Raw genomic sequence first — 16,255 nt, 5'->3', positions numbered from 1 at the left:
ACGACCGACGTGTAGTAGATGGAGGTGCATCGGGAGCTCGTGTCTCACGTGCTGCACGCTCCTACTGCGATGATCGCCTGGCGACGAGACCCGCACGAGCGAACGCCCCCGGAGCCGCCCGTCATCGTCCGGCGGGACGAGATCGCCCCCGCACGCGTCACGATCCCGTCACGACGGGCACTTTCCCAGCGGACACGGCGGTGTTCCGCGGCGAAGTCCCGGCGACCGCCCGAGATCGGCTGGAACGCTCCCGAACGACCGCACCAGATCGGTGCGGTGATGCACCACGGGGGAACCAGAGCGATGACGATGAGACGTGCAGGGGGAGCCGCGCTCGGCTTCGTGGGCGGCAGTGTGCTCGCCGGTTTGATGGTCGGGGTCGGCGTGACGCCGATGATCGCGGTCGCCGGGGTGAGCACGACGTCGGCGATCGGGGTGTTCGAGTCGCTGCCGGAACACATCGAGATCGGGGAGCTGCCGCAGCGCAACCAGATCTGGGCGTACCGCGGCGGCGAACCGGTGCACCTGGCGAACGTGTGGGCGCAGGACCGGCAGGAGCTGTCGTTCGACCAGATCAGCGACCAGCTGAAGCACGCGGCGGTCGACGGCGAGGACAAGCGGTTCTACGAGACCGGCGGTGTGGACGCGACGTCGATGGTCCGCTCCCTGGTGAGCGTCGCCGCGTCGCGGGGCGAGGGCGGTTCGGGTGGCTCGACGCTCACGATGCAACTCGTCCGGAACATCAAGATCCAGCAGGCGAGCGAGCTGCCGATCCTCGCGGAGCAGAAGGCTGGCTTCAAGGAGGCGACGAAGCGCTCGCCCCAGCGGAAGCTCGCCGAGATGAAGTTCGCGATCGGGCTGGCGAAGAAGTACTCGAAGAAGCAGATCCTGACGGCGTACCTGAACATCGCCTACTTCGGCGACCAGACCTACGGCGTGCAGTCGGCAGCACAGCACTACTACGGCAAGTCCGCGACGGACCTGACCCCGGCCGAGGCGGCGTCGCTCATCGCGATCGTGCAGTGGCCGGAGCGCCGCGATCTGTCGACACCGGACCACTACCGCGACAACGCCGCGCGGCGGAACGTGATCCTGCGCTCCATGCACGAGCAGGGGCACCTGACGACCGACGAGTACCGCACGGCACGGCTGTCGCGGCTGGCCGATTCCGTCCGGATCACCGCGCCGCAGCAGGGGTGCGAGGCCGTCGAGACCGGTGCGGAGTTCTTCTGCGACTACGCCGAGCGCGTCGCGCAGCGGTTGCCGCAGCTCGGTGCGACGAAGCAGCAGCGCGCCGATGCCTGGCGGACGGGCGGGTACCGCATCCAGACGACGCTCGACCTCGACCTGAACGCGAAGCAGAAGGAACTGCTCGACCGGTACGACCCGAAGACCGAGACCCGGCTGGCGCTGGGTGCGACGCTGAACACCGTCGAGGCGGGCACCGGCCGGGTGCTCACGATGGCGCAGAACACCGACTACGACCGGTCGGAGCAGGCGCCGCCGAGCGCAACGTCGCTGAACTACTCGGTGGACCAGGCCGACGGTGACTCGGCGGGGTTCCAGACCGGCTCGACCTACAAGATGTTCACGCTGCTGGCGTGGCTCGAGGCCGGCCGCAGCCCGGACACGGTCGTGAACGGCTCGCCACACCCGCAGAGCACCTGGACGGCCTGCGGCGAGCAGACGACGGCGTTCTGGCAGCCGAAGAACGACTCACCCGGCCAGAAGGGGCCGTACTCGGTGCGGTCGGCCACCGCCCAGTCCGTGAACGCCGCGTACCAGTCGATGGCCGCGCAGCTCGACCTGTGCGATATCCGTGACGTCGCGAAGCGGCTCGGCGTGCACCTGGCGGCGGGTGGCGAGCTGCCGTGGAACCCGGCGTCTCTGCTCGGCACCGAGAGCATCGCGCCGCTGACGATGGCAGCCGCCTACGCCGGCATCGCGAACGGTGGTCGGTACTGCGCCCCGGTCGTCATCGACCAGGTCACGGCACCGGACGGCACGGAGCTCGGCGGGCAGCCGCGCAACTGCTCGCGGGCGGTCTCGCCGCAGACCGCGGCGACCGCGTTCGAGGTCATGCAGGGCGCGTTCCGGGGCGGCACCGCGAGCGGCGGCCAGACCCCGGACGGCGCGACGCTCTTCGGCAAGACCGGCACGGCCGACGCCGCCGACCAGGTCTGGCTGATCGGCGGGACGTCCCGTGCGGTCACGGCCTACTGGCAGGGCAACACCGACGGCGGGAAGCGCAACCTGCGGTACTACTCGAACGGTCAGGGCGGCACCTACGCGGGGTCCCGCGCAGCGGTCTGGCGCGACGCGCAGACCGCGGTGAACGCCGCCTTGCCGGTGGGCTGACGACAGCAGGCGGGCCCTGGAACCAGACGGATGACGGACGGGAGGCCCGTTGCCAGCTGGCAACGGGCCTCCCGTCTGCTCGTCGGTTGCGTCCTAGGACAGCTTCTTGCTGTCCGCGAGCCAGCCCGCGAGCTCCTTCATGTACTCGGCCTGCGAGGCGTAGTCGAGCGCCGGGAACGTGAAGCTGTGCACCTGGCCGGCTTCGAGCGCCGCGTTGTCGGCGAAGGTCGGCTGCTTCTCGAGGTCCGCGACCTGGTAGCCCTGCTGCGACAGCAGCAGCACGTCGGCCTTGATCTGGCCCGCGTTCTCCCACGAGTAGATGCCCCAGTAGAAGCCCTTCGGCTTCGGGTTCACGAAGTCGACGCCGAACGACGAGTACATCTGCAGCAGCGGCTCGTCGGTCGGGCGGGTGACGTAGGCACCGTCGCCGTCGGCGTACATGGAGACGACCGACAGGTCCTGCTCCTTGGCGACCTTCTCGAGCTCGTCACCGGCGGTGTCGAAGCGCTTCTCGGCGGCCTCGATCGTCGACTCCTTGGCGCCGAGGGACTCGGACAGGTCGGCGATCTTCTCGATGACGTCCTCGCCCTTGCCGCCCCACTTGACCTGGACGACCGGGGCGATCGCCTCGATCTGCTTCTCCTGCTCGTTGTCCTTGAAGCCGTAGCCGGGCTGGGTGTCGTCGAGCGTGCCCTTCTCGTCCTTCGGGTAGACCGAGGTCACGACGAGGTCGGGCTTCAGCGCGGCGAGCTTCTCGAGGTCGATGTCGCCGTACGCGGTGCCGAGCTGCGTGATGCCGTCGGTGTCCAGGTCGTCGAACCGGGCGTCCTTCGCCATGGTCAGCTGCCCGAAGGTGCCGATCGGCTTCAGGCCGTACTCGATGAACGAGATCGCGATGTCGTTCAGCACGACGACGCGCTTCGGCGTGTGGTCGACCTTGACGGTCGTGCCGGTGGCGTCCTCGTAGGACCAGGCCTTCGACGCCGCGGTGTCACCGTCGGAGTCGTTCGAGTCGGTGCTCGAGCAGCCGGCGAGGAGGAGGGCCGAGACGGCCACGGAGGTCAGGAGGGTGGCTCGGAGGGAGCCGCGTCGGGAGAGCTTCACGTTAGGAGAGGCTAACCTAAGTCTGCCGCGGTCGCCAGCACGGTGTCGCGTTCGCGGATCGGCGACGGGTCGTGCTCGTCGGCCTCGGGCACGATCATCGGGGCACCAGTCACGGGATCCGGGAACACCCGGGCGTGCAGCCCGAAGGCCCGCTCGAGCAACGCCGGGGTCAGGACGTCGTTCGGCGCGCCGTCAGCGACCACACCGCCCTCGTGCAGCACGACGAGCCGGTCGGAGAACCGGGCCGCGAGCGACAGGTCGTGCAGCACCATCACGATGGTGGAACCCTGCTCGCGGTTGAGTCGACGGACCAGGCGCAGGACCTCGAGCTGGTGCGCGAGGTCGAGGTAGGTCGTCGGCTCGTCGAGCAGCAACGTGTCGGCCTGCTGCGCGACCACCAGGGCGATCCACGCACGCTGGCGCTGCCCACCGGACAGGCTCGCGACGTCGCGGTGCGCGACCTCGGTCAGGCCGGTCGCCGCGATGGCCTGCTCGGCGACGTCGGCGTCGTCCGCGGTCCACGGCTTCGCCCACGACTGGTGCGGGTTGCGGCCACGCATCACGAGGTCGAGCACGCTGGTGCCGGCGGGCGCGACGGGGGACTGCGGCAGGATCGCGAGCTTCCGTGCGACCTGGCGGTTCGGCTCCTTGCGGATCGGAGCGCCGTCGAGCAGGACCTCGCCGGACTGCGGCTTCAGCACGCGGCCGAACGCCTTGAGCAGGGTCGACTTGCCGCAGCCGTTCGCGCCGAGGAACGTCGTGACGGTGCCGCGCTCGATCCGCAGGTCCAGGTCGGTCAGCACGGGGTGCCGGTCGTAGCCGACGGACAGGCCGCGGGCTTCGAGGACCGGGGTGGACGGGGGTGTCGTCATCGGGACATCTCCTTGCGGTGACGGATGAGGAGCCAGATCAGGTAGGGGGCGCCGATCACGGTCGTGATGATGCCGACGGGCACCTGCCACGGGAACGCCGATCGGGACAGCAGGTCCGCGGCCAGGACCAGCGCGGCGCCGAGCAGGCCGGCGAGCAGGAGCGGTGGTCGGTTCGTCCCCGCCAGCCGGAGTCCGACCTGCGGGACCACGAACGCGACGAAGCCGACCGGTCCGGCGGCGGCCACGGCTGCTGCGGTGAGTACCACCGCCAGTGCGATCACGAGCAGACGGTGCCGCTGCACGGCGAGCCCGACGCCTGTGGCGACCTCGTCGCCGAGCTGCCCGATGCCGAGCGCCGCACTCGTCGCGAGAGCGATCGGCACCGCGACCGCGGCGACGATCAGCAGCGGCCAGACGCTCGACCACGAGGTGCTCGACAGGCTGCCGACGAGCCACTGCGACGCCGCCGTGGCGACGGTGATCTTGGCGCGGACGAGCAGGTAGCTCGTCACGGCGTCGAGGGTCGCGCTCACACCGATGCCGACCAGGATGAGCCGGTAGCTCTGCACCCCGCCGCGCCAGCCGAGGCCGTACACGACGGCTGCCGCGATGAGCGCACCGATCGTCGCAGCGACCGGGATCCCGCCGCCGAGCACCACAGAGGACACCGAGTACGTGCCACCGCCGAGCACGATGGCAGCCACGGCGCCGACGCTCGCACCCGACGTCACCCCGATGATGTCCGGGGTGCCGAGGGGGTTCCGGGTGAAGGTCTGCGTCAGAGCGCCGGCGATGCCGAGGGTCAGGCCGACGAACGCACCGGTGAGCACCCGGGGCAGCCGGAGCGTGGTGACGATGAAGGCGTGCGGACCGCTCTCGAGCCCGAGCAGCGAGCGCACCACGATGCCCGGGGCGATCCAGGTCGACCCGATCGCGACGCCCAGGACGACGAGCACCAGGACGAGGCCGAGGGATGCGACCGTGTACCAGAACACCCGCGGGCGCCAGGCGAGACCGATCGGGCCGATGCGGACACCGGTGCGGCCGGGTGCCCGGACCGTGACGGCGGCCACGGACACAGCTGCGCCGTCGGTCGTGCCGCGCGTGCGGTCGGTCGTGCCGCGCGTGCGGTCGGTCGTGCCGCTCACAGGGACACCAGCGATCGACGACGGGCGACGGCGACGAACACCGGACCGCCGATGACAGCGAGGACGATGCCGACCTCGACCTCGGAGAACCCGCCGATCAGACGTCCCACGACGTCGGCGAGCAGCACGAGCGCCGCCCCGACGAGCCCGGAGACCGGCAGCGTCCACCGGTGTCCGGTGCCGACCAGGGCCCGGGCGACGTGCGGAACGGTCAGGCCGACGAACCCGATCGGGCCGGCGGCCGCGGTCGCGCCGGCGGCGAGCAGCGTGATGCCACCGAGCCCGACGAGCCGCGCGGCGAGCACGTTCTCGCCCAGGCCCTTCGCCAGGTCCGACCCGAGCCCGAGCGCGTCGAGCGCCCGCACGTTCAGGACCGCGAGCACCAGCCCGGCGACCAGGAACGGCCACACCGCGCCGAGGATGTCGAGCTGCCGCGCGGCGAGGGACCCGACGACCCACAGGCGGTAGGCGTCGAGCGAGTCCTGGTCGGTCAGGACGACGAACGAGGTGAGCGCGCCGAGCAGGGCCGAGACGGCGGCGCCAGCGAGGGCGAGCGGCACCGGGCTGGCCGTCCCACTGCCCGCGACGGTCACCGAGAACACGACGACGCTCGCGACCAATGCCCCGCCGAGGGCGAACCACACGGTCGCACTCGTGCTGGTGACCCCGAACACGTACACACCGAGGACGACCGCGAGTCCGGCACCCGACGAGACCCCGAACAGCCCGGGGTCGGCGAGCGGGTTGCGGGTGTGCCCCTGCATCAGGAGCCCCGCGATGCCCAGGGCCGCACCGACCGCGGCGCCGATGAGCGTGCGCGGGACCCGGGAGCCCCAGACGATCGCCTCGTCGGTGGTCGATCCCGTCCGCAGCAGGCCGTCGAGCACCCGGTCGACGCCGATCCGGTTGCTGCCGAGGAGCATGCTCGCGACCGCCACCACGACGAGCGCGACGAGCAGTCCGACGATCACCAGGACGCGTCGGCGCACCGCGGTCCGGTGGACGCCGAGGGCTGCTGACGCTTCGGCGGTGCGGGCCTCCGAGACGGAAGCCAGGGCAGGAGAAGGGGCTGGCACGGAAAACATCTTAGGTTAGCCTTGCCTCATGGCGAAGACTCCGCGGCTCCTGCCCGAGAACCCCCGGCTCTTCCGCGCCCACGTCCTGCGGACCGAGCGCACCACGCCGTCGATGCAGCGCGTCACCGTCACCGGCGACGACCTGCACGAGTTCCCGTTCCTGGGCTTCGACCACTGGTTCCGCCTGTTCACCGGTCGCCCGGACCAGGACGCGTTCCGGATGCCGGACCTGGACGGCAAGAAGTGGTGGCCGACCTTCCTCGCGATCCCGGAGGACATCCGCCCGCACTGCGCGAACTACACCGTCGCCGCGTTCCGCCCGAGGCCCGACGGCACCGCGGAGATGGACATCGACTTCGTCGTGCACACCGACGCCGACGGCGAGCCCGAGGGCCGCGCAGCGATCTGGGCCTGCGCCGCCCGGGCCGGCGACCAGCTGGCGATGCTCGACCAGGGCTGCATCTTCGACTGCCCCGACGACACCAGCGAGATCGTGATCGCTGCCGAGGAGACCGGCCTGCCCGGCGTCCTCGGCATCGCCGCGTCGCTGCCCCGGAACGCCGTCGGCCGCATCATCCAAGAGGTCCCCACCGCCGGGGACGTCCGCGCGATCGACGCTCCGGCCGGGGTGGCGGTCACGTGGATCGTCCGCGACGAGGTCGACCACCACGCGGTCCCGGGCCGCGCTGCGCTCGCCGAACTGCAGCGGCACGTGCCCTCCGACGACCGCGGCTACGCCTTCGTCGTCGGCGAGTCGACGCTCGCCACCGAGGGGCGCCGGCACCTGCACCGCGCGGGCCTGCCGAAGTCGCGCATCACGTTCTCTGGGTTCTGGAAGCACGAGGCCAAGGAGTCCGTCTCCGCCTGAGCGGCGCCCGTTCCTTCCCATGGCGTGTGCGATGCCTGGTGCTCCCGGGCGTACCGTCACGGAACTTCTCGGCGGGTACGCCCGTTTCCGCCAGGTACGCCCGATTCCGGCAGGCGACCCGCGCCCGGGACGCGACCGACACGACGGACGGGAGGCCCGGTGCCAGCTGGCACCGGGCCTCCCGTTCGTCGTGGGGTGGCGTCAGCCCTTGAGACCGGAGCCCGTCACGCCCTCCACGATCTGCCGCTGGAAGATCAGGTAGAGGATGATCAGCGGCAACGCCGCCAGGATCGCCCCGGCCTGGATGTCCGCGTAGCGCTGACCGAAGCTGCCCTGGACCGTGGCGAGCCCGACCGGGATCGTCATGAGGTCCGGGTTCGACAGCACGAACAGCGGCAGCAGCAGGTTGTTCCAGACCCCGACGAAGGTCAGGATCGTGACCGCGGCGATCACCGGACGCGACAGCGGCAGGATGACCGACCAGTAGACCTTCCAGATGCTGGCACCGTCGATGCGTGCGGCCTCTTCCAACTCCTTCGGGATCCCGTCGAAGAACTGCTTGAAGATGAACACCGCGATCACGGCGGGGACCTGCGGGAAGATCACCGACCAGTAGGTGTTCAGCAGACCGACTGCGTTGAGTTCCTGGAAGATCGGGATGATCAGCACCTGCGTCGGGATCATGATCCCGAGGATGATGAGCAGGAACGCGATGTTCCGACCGCGGAACACGAGTCGGGACAACGCGAACGCCGCCATCGAGGCGAAGAACACCGTGAGCACCGCGGTGACGACGCTCGTGATGGCACTGGCGAGGTACCAGTTCCAGATGTCCCCGGCGCCGAAGAGCGACGCGTACGAGTGCAGTGTCGGGTTCCAGTTCGACAGGATCGAGTTCGCGCCGAGGGCTGCGACACCGTTGTCGGACAGGGACGTCTTCAAAGCGAACAGGCTGGGGATGAGCCAGATGATCGCGAACACCGACAGGATGATGCCGGCGACCAGGTTGAAGCCCTTGCCGGAGACGCCGATCTTCGCCGCGTTCGCGGGTGCTGCGGCCGAGACGCCGGTACGGAGCTTGGAACGACCGGTGGTGATGCTCTCAGTGGCGGTCATGTCAGGCCCCGATCTCACGCTTGGCGGCAGCGCGCTCGACGAGCTGCCGGATGACCGCGATCGCGACGATCACGATGAACAAGAGGACCGATGCGGCCGATGCGGCGCCGAGTCGGTTGTCGGTGAAGCCGACACCGGTGATGAGCTGCAGGGAGACCTGGGTGGAGATGCCCGGCCCGCCGTTCGTCATCAGGTACACCTGGTCGAAGATCTTCAGGCTCGCGATGATCTGCAGCAGGATCACCAGCGTCGTGGTGCGGCCGAGCAGCGGTAGCGTGATCGACTTGATCTGCTGCCAGTTCGACGCGCCGTCGACTGCGGCGGCCTCGTACAGTTCGCGCGGGATCTCCTGCAGGCCGGCCAGGTAGAGCACGAAGTTGAAGCCGAGGGTCCACCACACGGTGGCGATCGCGACACCGATCATCGCGGTGTTCGGGCTGGACAGCATGCCCGAACCCGGTGTCATGCCGAGCAGGGACTGCATGCTCGCCCACAGGCCGGTCGCCGGCGTGAAGATGAACACCCAGATGAGGGAGATCGTCGCCGACGGCAGGATGAACGGCAGGAAGAACGCCAGACGGAAGAACCACTGGCCCCTGTTCATCCGGTTCGTCAGCACGGCGAACAGGAAGGCCAGGATGACGAGCGGCGGGGTCGTGTACAGCGTGAACTGCAGGGTGTGCCAGAGCGAGGACCAGAAGTCCGGGCGTCCGAGCATCTCCGCGTAGTTCGCGAACCCGGCGAAGCTGCCGAGCCCGGTGCGGACCGTCGAGGTGTTGAAGAAGCTCGAGACGATCATCCAGACCGTCGGGCCGAGCAGGAACGCCACGTAGAACAGGCCGAACGGGGCGAGGAACAGCCAGCCGCTCCGGCCCTGGCCGCGGGTGAGACTGGTGCCGTAGGTGCGGTTCCGGCGCGGACGCGGCGCGGCAGTCGCGTCCGTGGGCCGGTCGAGGACAGGTGCTGTGGTCACGTCATCGTGCCTTTCGCGCGGTGTTCACGGCGTTCGTGGTGCTCGCGTGCCCGGTCACAGGGGGCTCGGGGTGTTGAGGTACGTCGCGAGCTGCGACTTGATGGCGCTGAGCGCCTGCGCAGGAGAGGAGCTGCCCTGTTGGACGAGGGCGAGCTGTGCGCCCACCGTGCCCTCGAAGGTCGATCCGGACCCGCCGTACCAGGCGGCGTCGTCGAACACGGCCGTCTCGGCGGCGGCCGCGTAGTTCGATTGTGGCGTGAGCTTCTTGTAGGCACTGCTGTCGAACGTGGGGATGTAGGCGGGCACGTGTCCGCCCTCGGCCCAGGTCAGGCTCTGCTCGAGCATCTGCTTGATGAACAGCATGTGCTGCTTCCGCTGCTCCGGCGTGCGGTCCTTCTTCGGCAGGACGAAGGTGTGCGAGTCGGCCTGGGTGGCGGGCTTGTCGTACAGCTGCGGGATCGGTGCCATGCCGAACTTCAGGCCCTTGATGGACTGTGCGGTGCTGATCTCCCATTCGCCCTGCATGAAGAAGCCGACCTTGCCCTCGAACATCAGCGACTCGGCGGTCGCGTAGTCGAGTGCCTTGTTCAGCCAGCCTTCCTTGACCCACTTCTGGGTGCGGCTGGTGACCTCGTTGTAGGCGTCCTCGTTGACGGTCAACTTCGAGCCGCCGTCGCTGATGAACGGCGTCGCGTCGTTCATCTGGTTGTACAGCGTCCAGAAGAAGCGCCACGGGGTCGCGGTCTCGGGCACGACGTTCGCGACGTTGAGCGCGTTGCCGCCGGTGACCTTCGAGACCGCGGCGAGGGCGCTCTCGAAGGCGTCCATGCCGTTCAGGTCCTTGAGGTTGCCGTCGCTGTCCAGCAGGCCGGCCTTCTTGCACACATCAACGTTGTAGAAGAGCACGAAGGGGTGGGTGTCGAGCGGGATGGCGATGTTGTTGCCGTCGGTCTTCTGCGCGGTCCACGCCTTCTGGTTGAAGTCGGCGGCGCTGAGACCGACCCCTGCCAGGTCCTCGGAGGTGATCGGGTCGAGCAGGTCGCCGTCCCAGAGCGGCTTCGCGCGGGTGAGGTGCGCGACCGCGACGTCCGGCGGCTTGTTCCCGACGGTGGCCAGCGTCAGCTTGGAGTAGTACGGGTTGCCCCACGCGAACGTGGTGGCCTGCAGCGAGCTCGAGCCCCCGTGCTGCTTCGCGTAGCCGGCTTCCATCGCCTGCATGCGGAGGCCGTCACCACCACCGAAGAGGTTCCAGAAGACGAGCGTCTCGGGGTCGAGGGCGCTGCCGGCCAGGCCGGCGGCGATCGGGCTCGAGCACGCGGCGAGCGGCAAGACCGTCGCGGCGGCCGCTCCGGCGGCGAGGAAACCGCGGCGCGAGAGGCGCGACGCGGGTGTTGCTGGTCGGTTCGGCATGGCATCACTCCATCGGGATGGGCCGGGCTCGGGAGCAGGGTCGGTGCTCCCGTCGGAGCGGTGGGTCGGTGCTCCGTGAGCGCTCACATTAGCGCTCGCGAAGATCATCCGCCACCCCTTTCGCGTCGCCGTGGAACCCGGTAGCGTTTCTGTCAGGTGAGCGCTCACTTTCGTGACGGCCCGCAACGGTGTCCGCACCCTGGCCGCATCGATCCCCACGTCGCTCGCCGCACGACCAGAAGCACCCGCACTCGCACGATCGAAGGAGATCCATGCCCCGCACACACCTCGTCCTCGACGCCGCGTTCACCGTGGGGCCGGTACGACGTCGCCTGTTCGGCGGGTTCGTCGAGCACCTCGGCCGCCACGTCTACGACGGCATCCACGAGCCCGCGCACGAGACCGCCGACGAGCACGGTTTCCGCCGGGACGTGGTCGAGCTCGTCAAGGAACTCGGCGTCTCCGCCATCCGCTACCCCGGCGGCAACTTCGTGTCCGGCTACAAGTGGGAGGACGGCGTCGGCCCCGTCGAGCAGCGTCCGAAGCGCCTCGACCTCGCCTGGCACTCGACCGAGACCAACGAGGTCGGTCTGCACGAGTTCCAGCACTGGCTCGACCAGGTCGGCTCGGAGCTCATGCTCGCCGTGAACCTCGGCACGCGCGGCACCGCCGAGGCGATCGAGCTGCTCGAGTACGCGAACATCGACGCCGGCACCGCACTGTCCGAGTACCGCAAGTCCAACGGCCGCCAGGAGCCCTTCGCCATCAAGATGTGGTGCCTCGGCAACGAGATGGACGGCCCGTGGCAGCTCGGCCACAAGAACGCCGAGGACTACGGCAAGCTCGCCGCCATGACCGCGAAGGCCATGCGGCAGATCCAGCCCGACCTCGAGCTCGTCGCCTGCGGTTCCTCCGGAGCGTCGATGCCGACGTTCGGCGAGTGGGAGCGCACCGTCCTCGAGCACACCTACGACGACGTGGACTACATCTCGGCGCACGCCTACTACGAAGAGGGCGACGACCTGCCGTCGTTCCTCGCCGCCGGCGTCAACATGGACCACTTCATCAAGACGGTCACCACCGCCGCCGACCACGTGCAGGCGCAGAAGAAGTCCGACAAGCGCATCGACATCTCGTTCGACGAGTGGAACGTCTGGTCGATCTCGAAGTGGAACGAGCAGCAGAAGACCTTCGGGCCGCAGGACTGGCCGGTTGCCCCGCGTCTGCTCGAGGACGTCTACACCGTCGCCGACGCCGTCGTCGTGGGTGGGCTGCTCATCTCGCTGCTCCGCCACGCGGACCGCGTCGCCTCGGCCTCGCTCGCGCAGCTCGTCAACGTCATCGGCCCGATCATGACCGAGCCCGGCGGCCCGGCCTGGCGCCAGACGACGTTCTTCCCGTTCTCGCTGACGTCGCGCCTGGCGAACGGTACGTCGCTGCAGGTCAAGGCCTCTGGTGACACCGTCGACGGCGGCAAGTACGGCGAGGTCCCGGTCGTGGACTCGGCGGCCACGGTCTCCGAGGACGGCAAGGCTGCGGTGTTCCTGATCAACCGCCACCCGTCCGAGTCGACCACCGTCACGATCGACCTCGCGGGCCTGGCGGCCTCGGGCGACGTCCGTGCCGAGGGTGTCTGGGACGACGACATCCACGCCGTGAACGACCTCGGGAACAACACGCGGGTGTCGCTCCGCACGAACGAGACGGTCAGCCGCGACGGCGACACCGTCACGATCGAACTGCCGCCCGTGTCCTGGACCGCCGTGTCGATCGGCTGAGACGCCTCGGCGTTCGCTGCGGCGGGCGTCGAGTGAGCACAGAGGACGTCGGGGGCGCGCGCCCGACGTCCTCTGCTCGTTTCGGCCGCGACTTTACGGGCTGGGCGACAGTTCACGGGGCGCTGCGCGCGTGAGGTGTCGCTGGGCACGAAACGTGCGCGCTGGCGGACGGGAGGCCCGTGGCGGGCTGGCACCGTGCCTCCCGTCCGGCGCGTGCGCGAGTTCACGGGCTGGGCGACAGTTCACGGGGCGCGGCGCGCGTGCGGTGTCGCTGGGCGCGAAACGTGCGCGCGCGTCGTGCGCGCTCGTCGTGCGCGCGCGTCAGCGCGCGGCGGGCGGCGGCGCCGTGCTCGCCCGCTCCACCAACCGCACGGGCACCAGGTCGGGGGCTGCCGACACGGACTCGCCGTCGATCTGGGCGAGCAGGTTGGCGACTGCTCGGCGTCCGACCTCGTCGAAGGACTGGTGCACGGTGGTGAGCGGCGGCCAGAACGAGTCGGACTCGGGGGAGTCGTCGAACCCCACCACGCTGAGCGACGACGGCACGGACCGCCCGGACTCGTGCGCGGCGCGGAGCACCCCGAGGGCGGTCTGGTCGTTGGCGGCGAACACGGCGGTGATGTCCGGGCGTGCGGCGATCTCGAGTCCGGCCGCGTAACCGTGCTCGGTGGTCCAGCCGCCGTGGAACACCGGCGGGACGACGCGACCGGCGCGCACGAGGGTGTCCCGCCACGCGGCCGAGCGGCGTGCGGCGGAGTACGACGAGGTCGGACCGGCGACGTGCCAGACGGTCTCGTGGCCCAGGTCGAGCAGGTGCTGCGTGGCCTGGCGGGCGCCGTCGGTCTGGTCGGTGTCGATCGCGGGGTGGTCGGTGCTGCCGGTGGAGTCGATGATGACCATGGGCACGCCGTCGGGCAGCACGACCTCGGCAGTGTCGATGATGTGCGACTCGATGATGATCACGACGCCGTCGACGGCCTGTTCGTGCAGGCGTGAGAACGCGGAGCGCACGCCTTCTTCGGTGCGCGAGGCCATCGGGAGCAGCGTGATCGTGAAGTCGGCGGCGCCCGCAGCATCGGCGATCGCCTCGAGCGTGCGCATGTTGCCGAACGAGGCGAGCGTGAACATGATCACGCCGATCGTGCGGAACCGTCCGGAGCGCAGTGCCCGGGCCGCCCGGTTCGGCCGGTAGCCCAGGGTGTCCATCGCGCGCTGTACGCGGTCGCGGGTGTCCGGGCTGACGTTCTCGAAGCCCCGGGCGACGCGCGAGACCGTCTGCATCGAGACCCCGGCGGCGTCGGCGACGGCGGCCATCGAGGGGGAGCGGCGAGTGCCGGCGGGGGACTCGGTCGTCATCGGCTCACGCTCCTTCCGGTGCGGGTTCGCGCAGTCTGCCTCCCCGGACGCTAGCGCATGTTGACGTTGCCATGCTATCGTCCTGACGTTCGATGTTGACGTCAACATCGGTGACCGCCCCGGACCCCTGATCCGTCCAGGGCTGCGACGCCGACATCGACCACCCGAACGCAGCAGACGAAGGAGTCACATGAGCACGCTCGCAGCGCGCCCCGGCGAAGCAGCCGCAGCGCAGCCGGCAGCGCCCCGCCCGGCCGGTCGGCGCACCAAGGCGCGGGGACGCTGGACCGGCTGGCTCTTCGTCGGGCCGTTCGTGGTCGTCCTGATCGCGATGCTCATCGTGCCGATCGGGTACGCCCTGTGGCTCAGCCTGTTCCGCGACCAGCTCATCGGCGGCAACCAGTTCGTCTGGTTCGCCAACTACGTGCAGCTCTTCCAGGACGCCAAGTTCTGGTCCGGGTTCGGCCGGGTCGCGATCTTCTTGGTCGTCCAGGTGCCGATCATGCTCGGGCTCGCTCTCGTCGCCGCCCTCGCGCTCGACAGCGCGCGACTCTGGGGCACGTCGTTCTTCCGCATCGCGGTGTTCCTGCCCTACGCGGTTCCCGGTGTCGTCGCGGCCCTGATCTGGGGCTTCATCTACGGCAACCAGTTCGGCCTGACGGGTGCGGCGAACGACGCGCTCGGCATCGACCTGCTGCAACCGTTCAGCCCCAGCTGGGTGCTCACCTCCATCGGCAACGTGGTCACGTGGGAGTTCCTCGGCTACAACATGCTGATCTTCTACGCCGCCCTGCGTACCGTCCCCGGCGAGCTGTACGAGGCCGCCGAGCTCGACGGTGCCGGCCCCCTGCGCACGGTCTTCTCGATCAAGCTTCCGGCGCTCCGCGGCCCGATGGTCATCGCCACGATCTTCTCGATCATCGGCAGCTTCCAGCTCTTCAACGAGCCGAACCTGCTGAAGACCCTGGCCCCGAACGTCATCGGCAGCGCCTTCACCCCGAACATGTACGCCTACTCGCTGTCCTTCAGCGGCCAGCAGTTCAACTACTCCGCCACCGTCGCGATCGTGATGGGCGTGATCACCGCGGTGATCGCCTACGTCGTCCAGGTCCGCGGAACCCGCCAGGAGAACCGATGAGCACCATCCAGCACCCCGCGACCGGCGCCGCCGGACCGGCCACGGTCACCGAGGCGACCACGACGCAGCGCGACCCACGCACCCGCTCGACCCGGGCCTCCCGGAAAGCCGAGCGGAAGGCCGAGCAGCACGTCGACGGACGCAAGCCGAAGCGTTCCGGCCTGCTCACCGCCGTCATGGTCGTCTTCGTCGTCTACTCGTTCGCGCCGCTGTTCTACCTGCTCGTGAACAGCACGAAGACGCAGTCGTCGCTGCTGTCCACCTTCGGGCTCTGGTTCGGCGGGGACTTCAACCTCTGGCAGAACATCGTCGACACCGTCACGTACAACGACGGCATCTTCCTGCAGTGGTTCGGCAACACGCTGCTCTACGTGGTCGTCGGTGCCGGTGGCGCCACGCTGCTCGCGACCGTCGCCGGCTACGGCATGGCGAAGTTCCAGTTCCCGGGTCGCCGCGCGGTGTTCGCCATCGTGCTCGGTGCCATCGCGGTGCCCGGCACGGCCCTGGCGGTCCCGACCTTCCTGCTCTTCTCCCAGGTCGGCCTGACCAACACCCCGTGGGCGATCATCCTGCCGTCGCTCATCAGCCCGTTCGGCATGTACCTCATCTGGACCTACGCGGTCGACGCGATCCCCGCCGAGCTCCTCGAGGCCGCCCGCATGGACGGCGCCGGCGAGTTCCGGATCTTCTTCACCATCGCGCTCCGCCTGCTCGCTCCCGGTGTCGTCACCGTCCTGCTCTTCGCGGTCGTCGCCACCTGGAACAACTACTTCCTGCCGCTCATCATGCTGAGCGACCCGAAGTGGTACCCCCTGACCGTCGGCCTGAACCAGTGGAACGCGCAGGCCACCGGGTCCGGCGCGCAGCCGATCTACAACCTCGTCGTCACGGGATCGCTCCTCACGATCATCCCGATCGTGGTCGCGTTCCTCTTCCTCCAGCGCTTCTGGCAGTCCGGCCTCGCGGCCGGGTCCGTCAAGGCCTGATCCGTCGGACCGGGAGGCCCGGGGCGACCCCGCCACGTGCCTGCCGGCCCGGCACACAGCAGCACTACCCCC

13 protein-coding genes are annotated in these 16,255 nt (G+C 69.5%); 5 read left to right on the top strand and 8 right to left on the bottom strand.

What is annotated here, in order from left to right; all coding sequences use genetic code 11:
• Nucleotides 1-303 precede the first annotated feature (303 nt).
• Nucleotides 304-2,358 carry a transglycosylase domain-containing protein gene (locus tag ITJ59_RS07910; protein WP_228511248.1) on the top strand — a complete coding sequence of 685 codons (2,055 nt, stop codon included), beginning with the start codon at nt 304-306 and terminating at the stop codon, nt 2,356-2,358.
• Between the two features lie 93 nt (nt 2,359-2,451).
• Here the strand turns inward: ITJ59_RS07910 and ITJ59_RS07905 are convergent, their stop codons facing one another.
• Genes ITJ59_RS07905 through ITJ59_RS07890 form a run of 4 tightly spaced genes read right to left on the bottom strand, consistent with a single transcriptional unit; the run spans nt 2,452 to nt 6,558 of the window.
• Nucleotides 2,452-3,462, bottom strand: a complete 1,011-nt coding sequence (locus tag ITJ59_RS07905; protein WP_194650564.1) for an ABC transporter substrate-binding protein — start codon at nt 3,460-3,462, stop codon at nt 2,452-2,454.
• An 11-nt stretch (nt 3,463-3,473) separates the two neighbouring features.
• Entirely contained in the window at nt 3,474-4,334 is an 861-nt protein-coding gene (locus ITJ59_RS07900) for an ABC transporter ATP-binding protein (RefSeq protein ID WP_194650563.1), read from the bottom strand.
• Nucleotides 4,331-5,482, bottom strand: coding sequence for a FecCD family ABC transporter permease (locus ITJ59_RS07895; protein WP_323749448.1), 1,152 nt, complete (start codon nt 5,480-5,482; stop codon nt 4,331-4,333). Before ITJ59_RS07895 ends, ITJ59_RS07900 begins: the two co-directional genes overlap by 4 nt.
• Nucleotides 5,479-6,558: an iron ABC transporter permease gene (locus ITJ59_RS07890; RefSeq protein WP_323749447.1), complete on the bottom strand. Its 1,080-nt coding sequence runs from the start codon at nt 6,556-6,558 to the stop codon at nt 5,479-5,481. Before ITJ59_RS07890 ends, ITJ59_RS07895 begins: the two co-directional genes overlap by 4 nt.
• A 28-nt stretch (nt 6,559-6,586) precedes the next feature.
• On the opposite strand from ITJ59_RS07890, the gene ITJ59_RS07885 reads away from it, so the two are divergent.
• Nucleotides 6,587-7,426 carry a siderophore-interacting protein gene (locus ITJ59_RS07885; protein ID WP_194650561.1) on the top strand — a complete coding sequence of 280 codons (840 nt, stop codon included), beginning with the start codon at nt 6,587-6,589 and terminating at the stop codon, nt 7,424-7,426.
• 201 nt (nt 7,427-7,627) lie between these two features.
• Here the strand turns inward: ITJ59_RS07885 and ITJ59_RS07880 are convergent, their stop codons facing one another.
• Genes ITJ59_RS07880 through ITJ59_RS07870 form a run of 3 tightly spaced genes read right to left on the bottom strand, consistent with a single transcriptional unit; the run spans nt 7,628 to nt 10,925 of the window.
• Nucleotides 7,628-8,542: a carbohydrate ABC transporter permease gene (locus ITJ59_RS07880; protein ID WP_194650560.1), complete on the bottom strand. Its 915-nt coding sequence runs from the start codon at nt 8,540-8,542 to the stop codon at nt 7,628-7,630.
• A gap of 1 nt (nt 8,543) precedes the next feature.
• The gene (locus ITJ59_RS07875; protein ID WP_194650559.1) at nt 8,544-9,515 is read right to left on the bottom strand and encodes a carbohydrate ABC transporter permease; all 972 of its coding nucleotides are present in this window, start codon (nt 9,513-9,515) and stop codon (nt 8,544-8,546) included.
• A gap of 54 nt (nt 9,516-9,569) precedes the next feature.
• The gene (locus tag ITJ59_RS07870; protein WP_194650558.1) at nt 9,570-10,925 is read right to left on the bottom strand and encodes an extracellular solute-binding protein; all 1,356 of its coding nucleotides are present in this window, start codon (nt 10,923-10,925) and stop codon (nt 9,570-9,572) included.
• 272 nt (nt 10,926-11,197) lie between these two features.
• Here ITJ59_RS07870 and ITJ59_RS07865 point away from each other — a divergent pair, with 272 nt between their 5' ends.
• Nucleotides 11,198-12,703 (top strand): alpha-N-arabinofuranosidase, encoded by a 1,506-nt coding sequence (locus tag ITJ59_RS07865; protein WP_194650557.1) that lies wholly within the window; start codon nt 11,198-11,200, stop codon nt 12,701-12,703.
• 321 nt (nt 12,704-13,024) lie between these two features.
• Here ITJ59_RS07865 and ITJ59_RS07860 read toward each other — a convergent pair whose 3' ends face one another.
• A complete protein-coding gene (locus ITJ59_RS07860) occupies nt 13,025-14,059 on the bottom strand; it encodes a LacI family DNA-binding transcriptional regulator (RefSeq protein WP_194650556.1) in 1,035 nt (344 codons plus the stop codon).
• A 190-nt stretch (nt 14,060-14,249) separates the two neighbouring features.
• Here ITJ59_RS07860 and ITJ59_RS07855 point away from each other — a divergent pair, with 190 nt between their 5' ends.
• Both ITJ59_RS07855 and ITJ59_RS07850 read left to right on the top strand, forming a co-directional pair.
• Nucleotides 14,250-15,197 (top strand): carbohydrate ABC transporter permease, encoded by a 948-nt coding sequence (locus ITJ59_RS07855; protein ID WP_194650555.1) that lies wholly within the window; start codon nt 14,250-14,252, stop codon nt 15,195-15,197.
• Complete coding sequence (locus tag ITJ59_RS07850) at nt 15,194-16,183, top strand: carbohydrate ABC transporter permease (protein ID WP_194650554.1); 990 nt, start codon at nt 15,194-15,196, stop codon at nt 16,181-16,183. The genes ITJ59_RS07855 and ITJ59_RS07850 overlap by 4 nt, the downstream gene beginning before the upstream one ends.
• Nucleotides 16,184-16,255 lie beyond the last annotated feature (72 nt).

Source organism: Curtobacterium sp. VKM Ac-1393 (assembly GCF_015350995.1).
GTDB lineage: Bacteria > Actinomycetota > Actinomycetes > Actinomycetales > Microbacteriaceae > Curtobacterium.
This window is presented reverse-complemented; position numbering and strand designations above follow the sequence as displayed.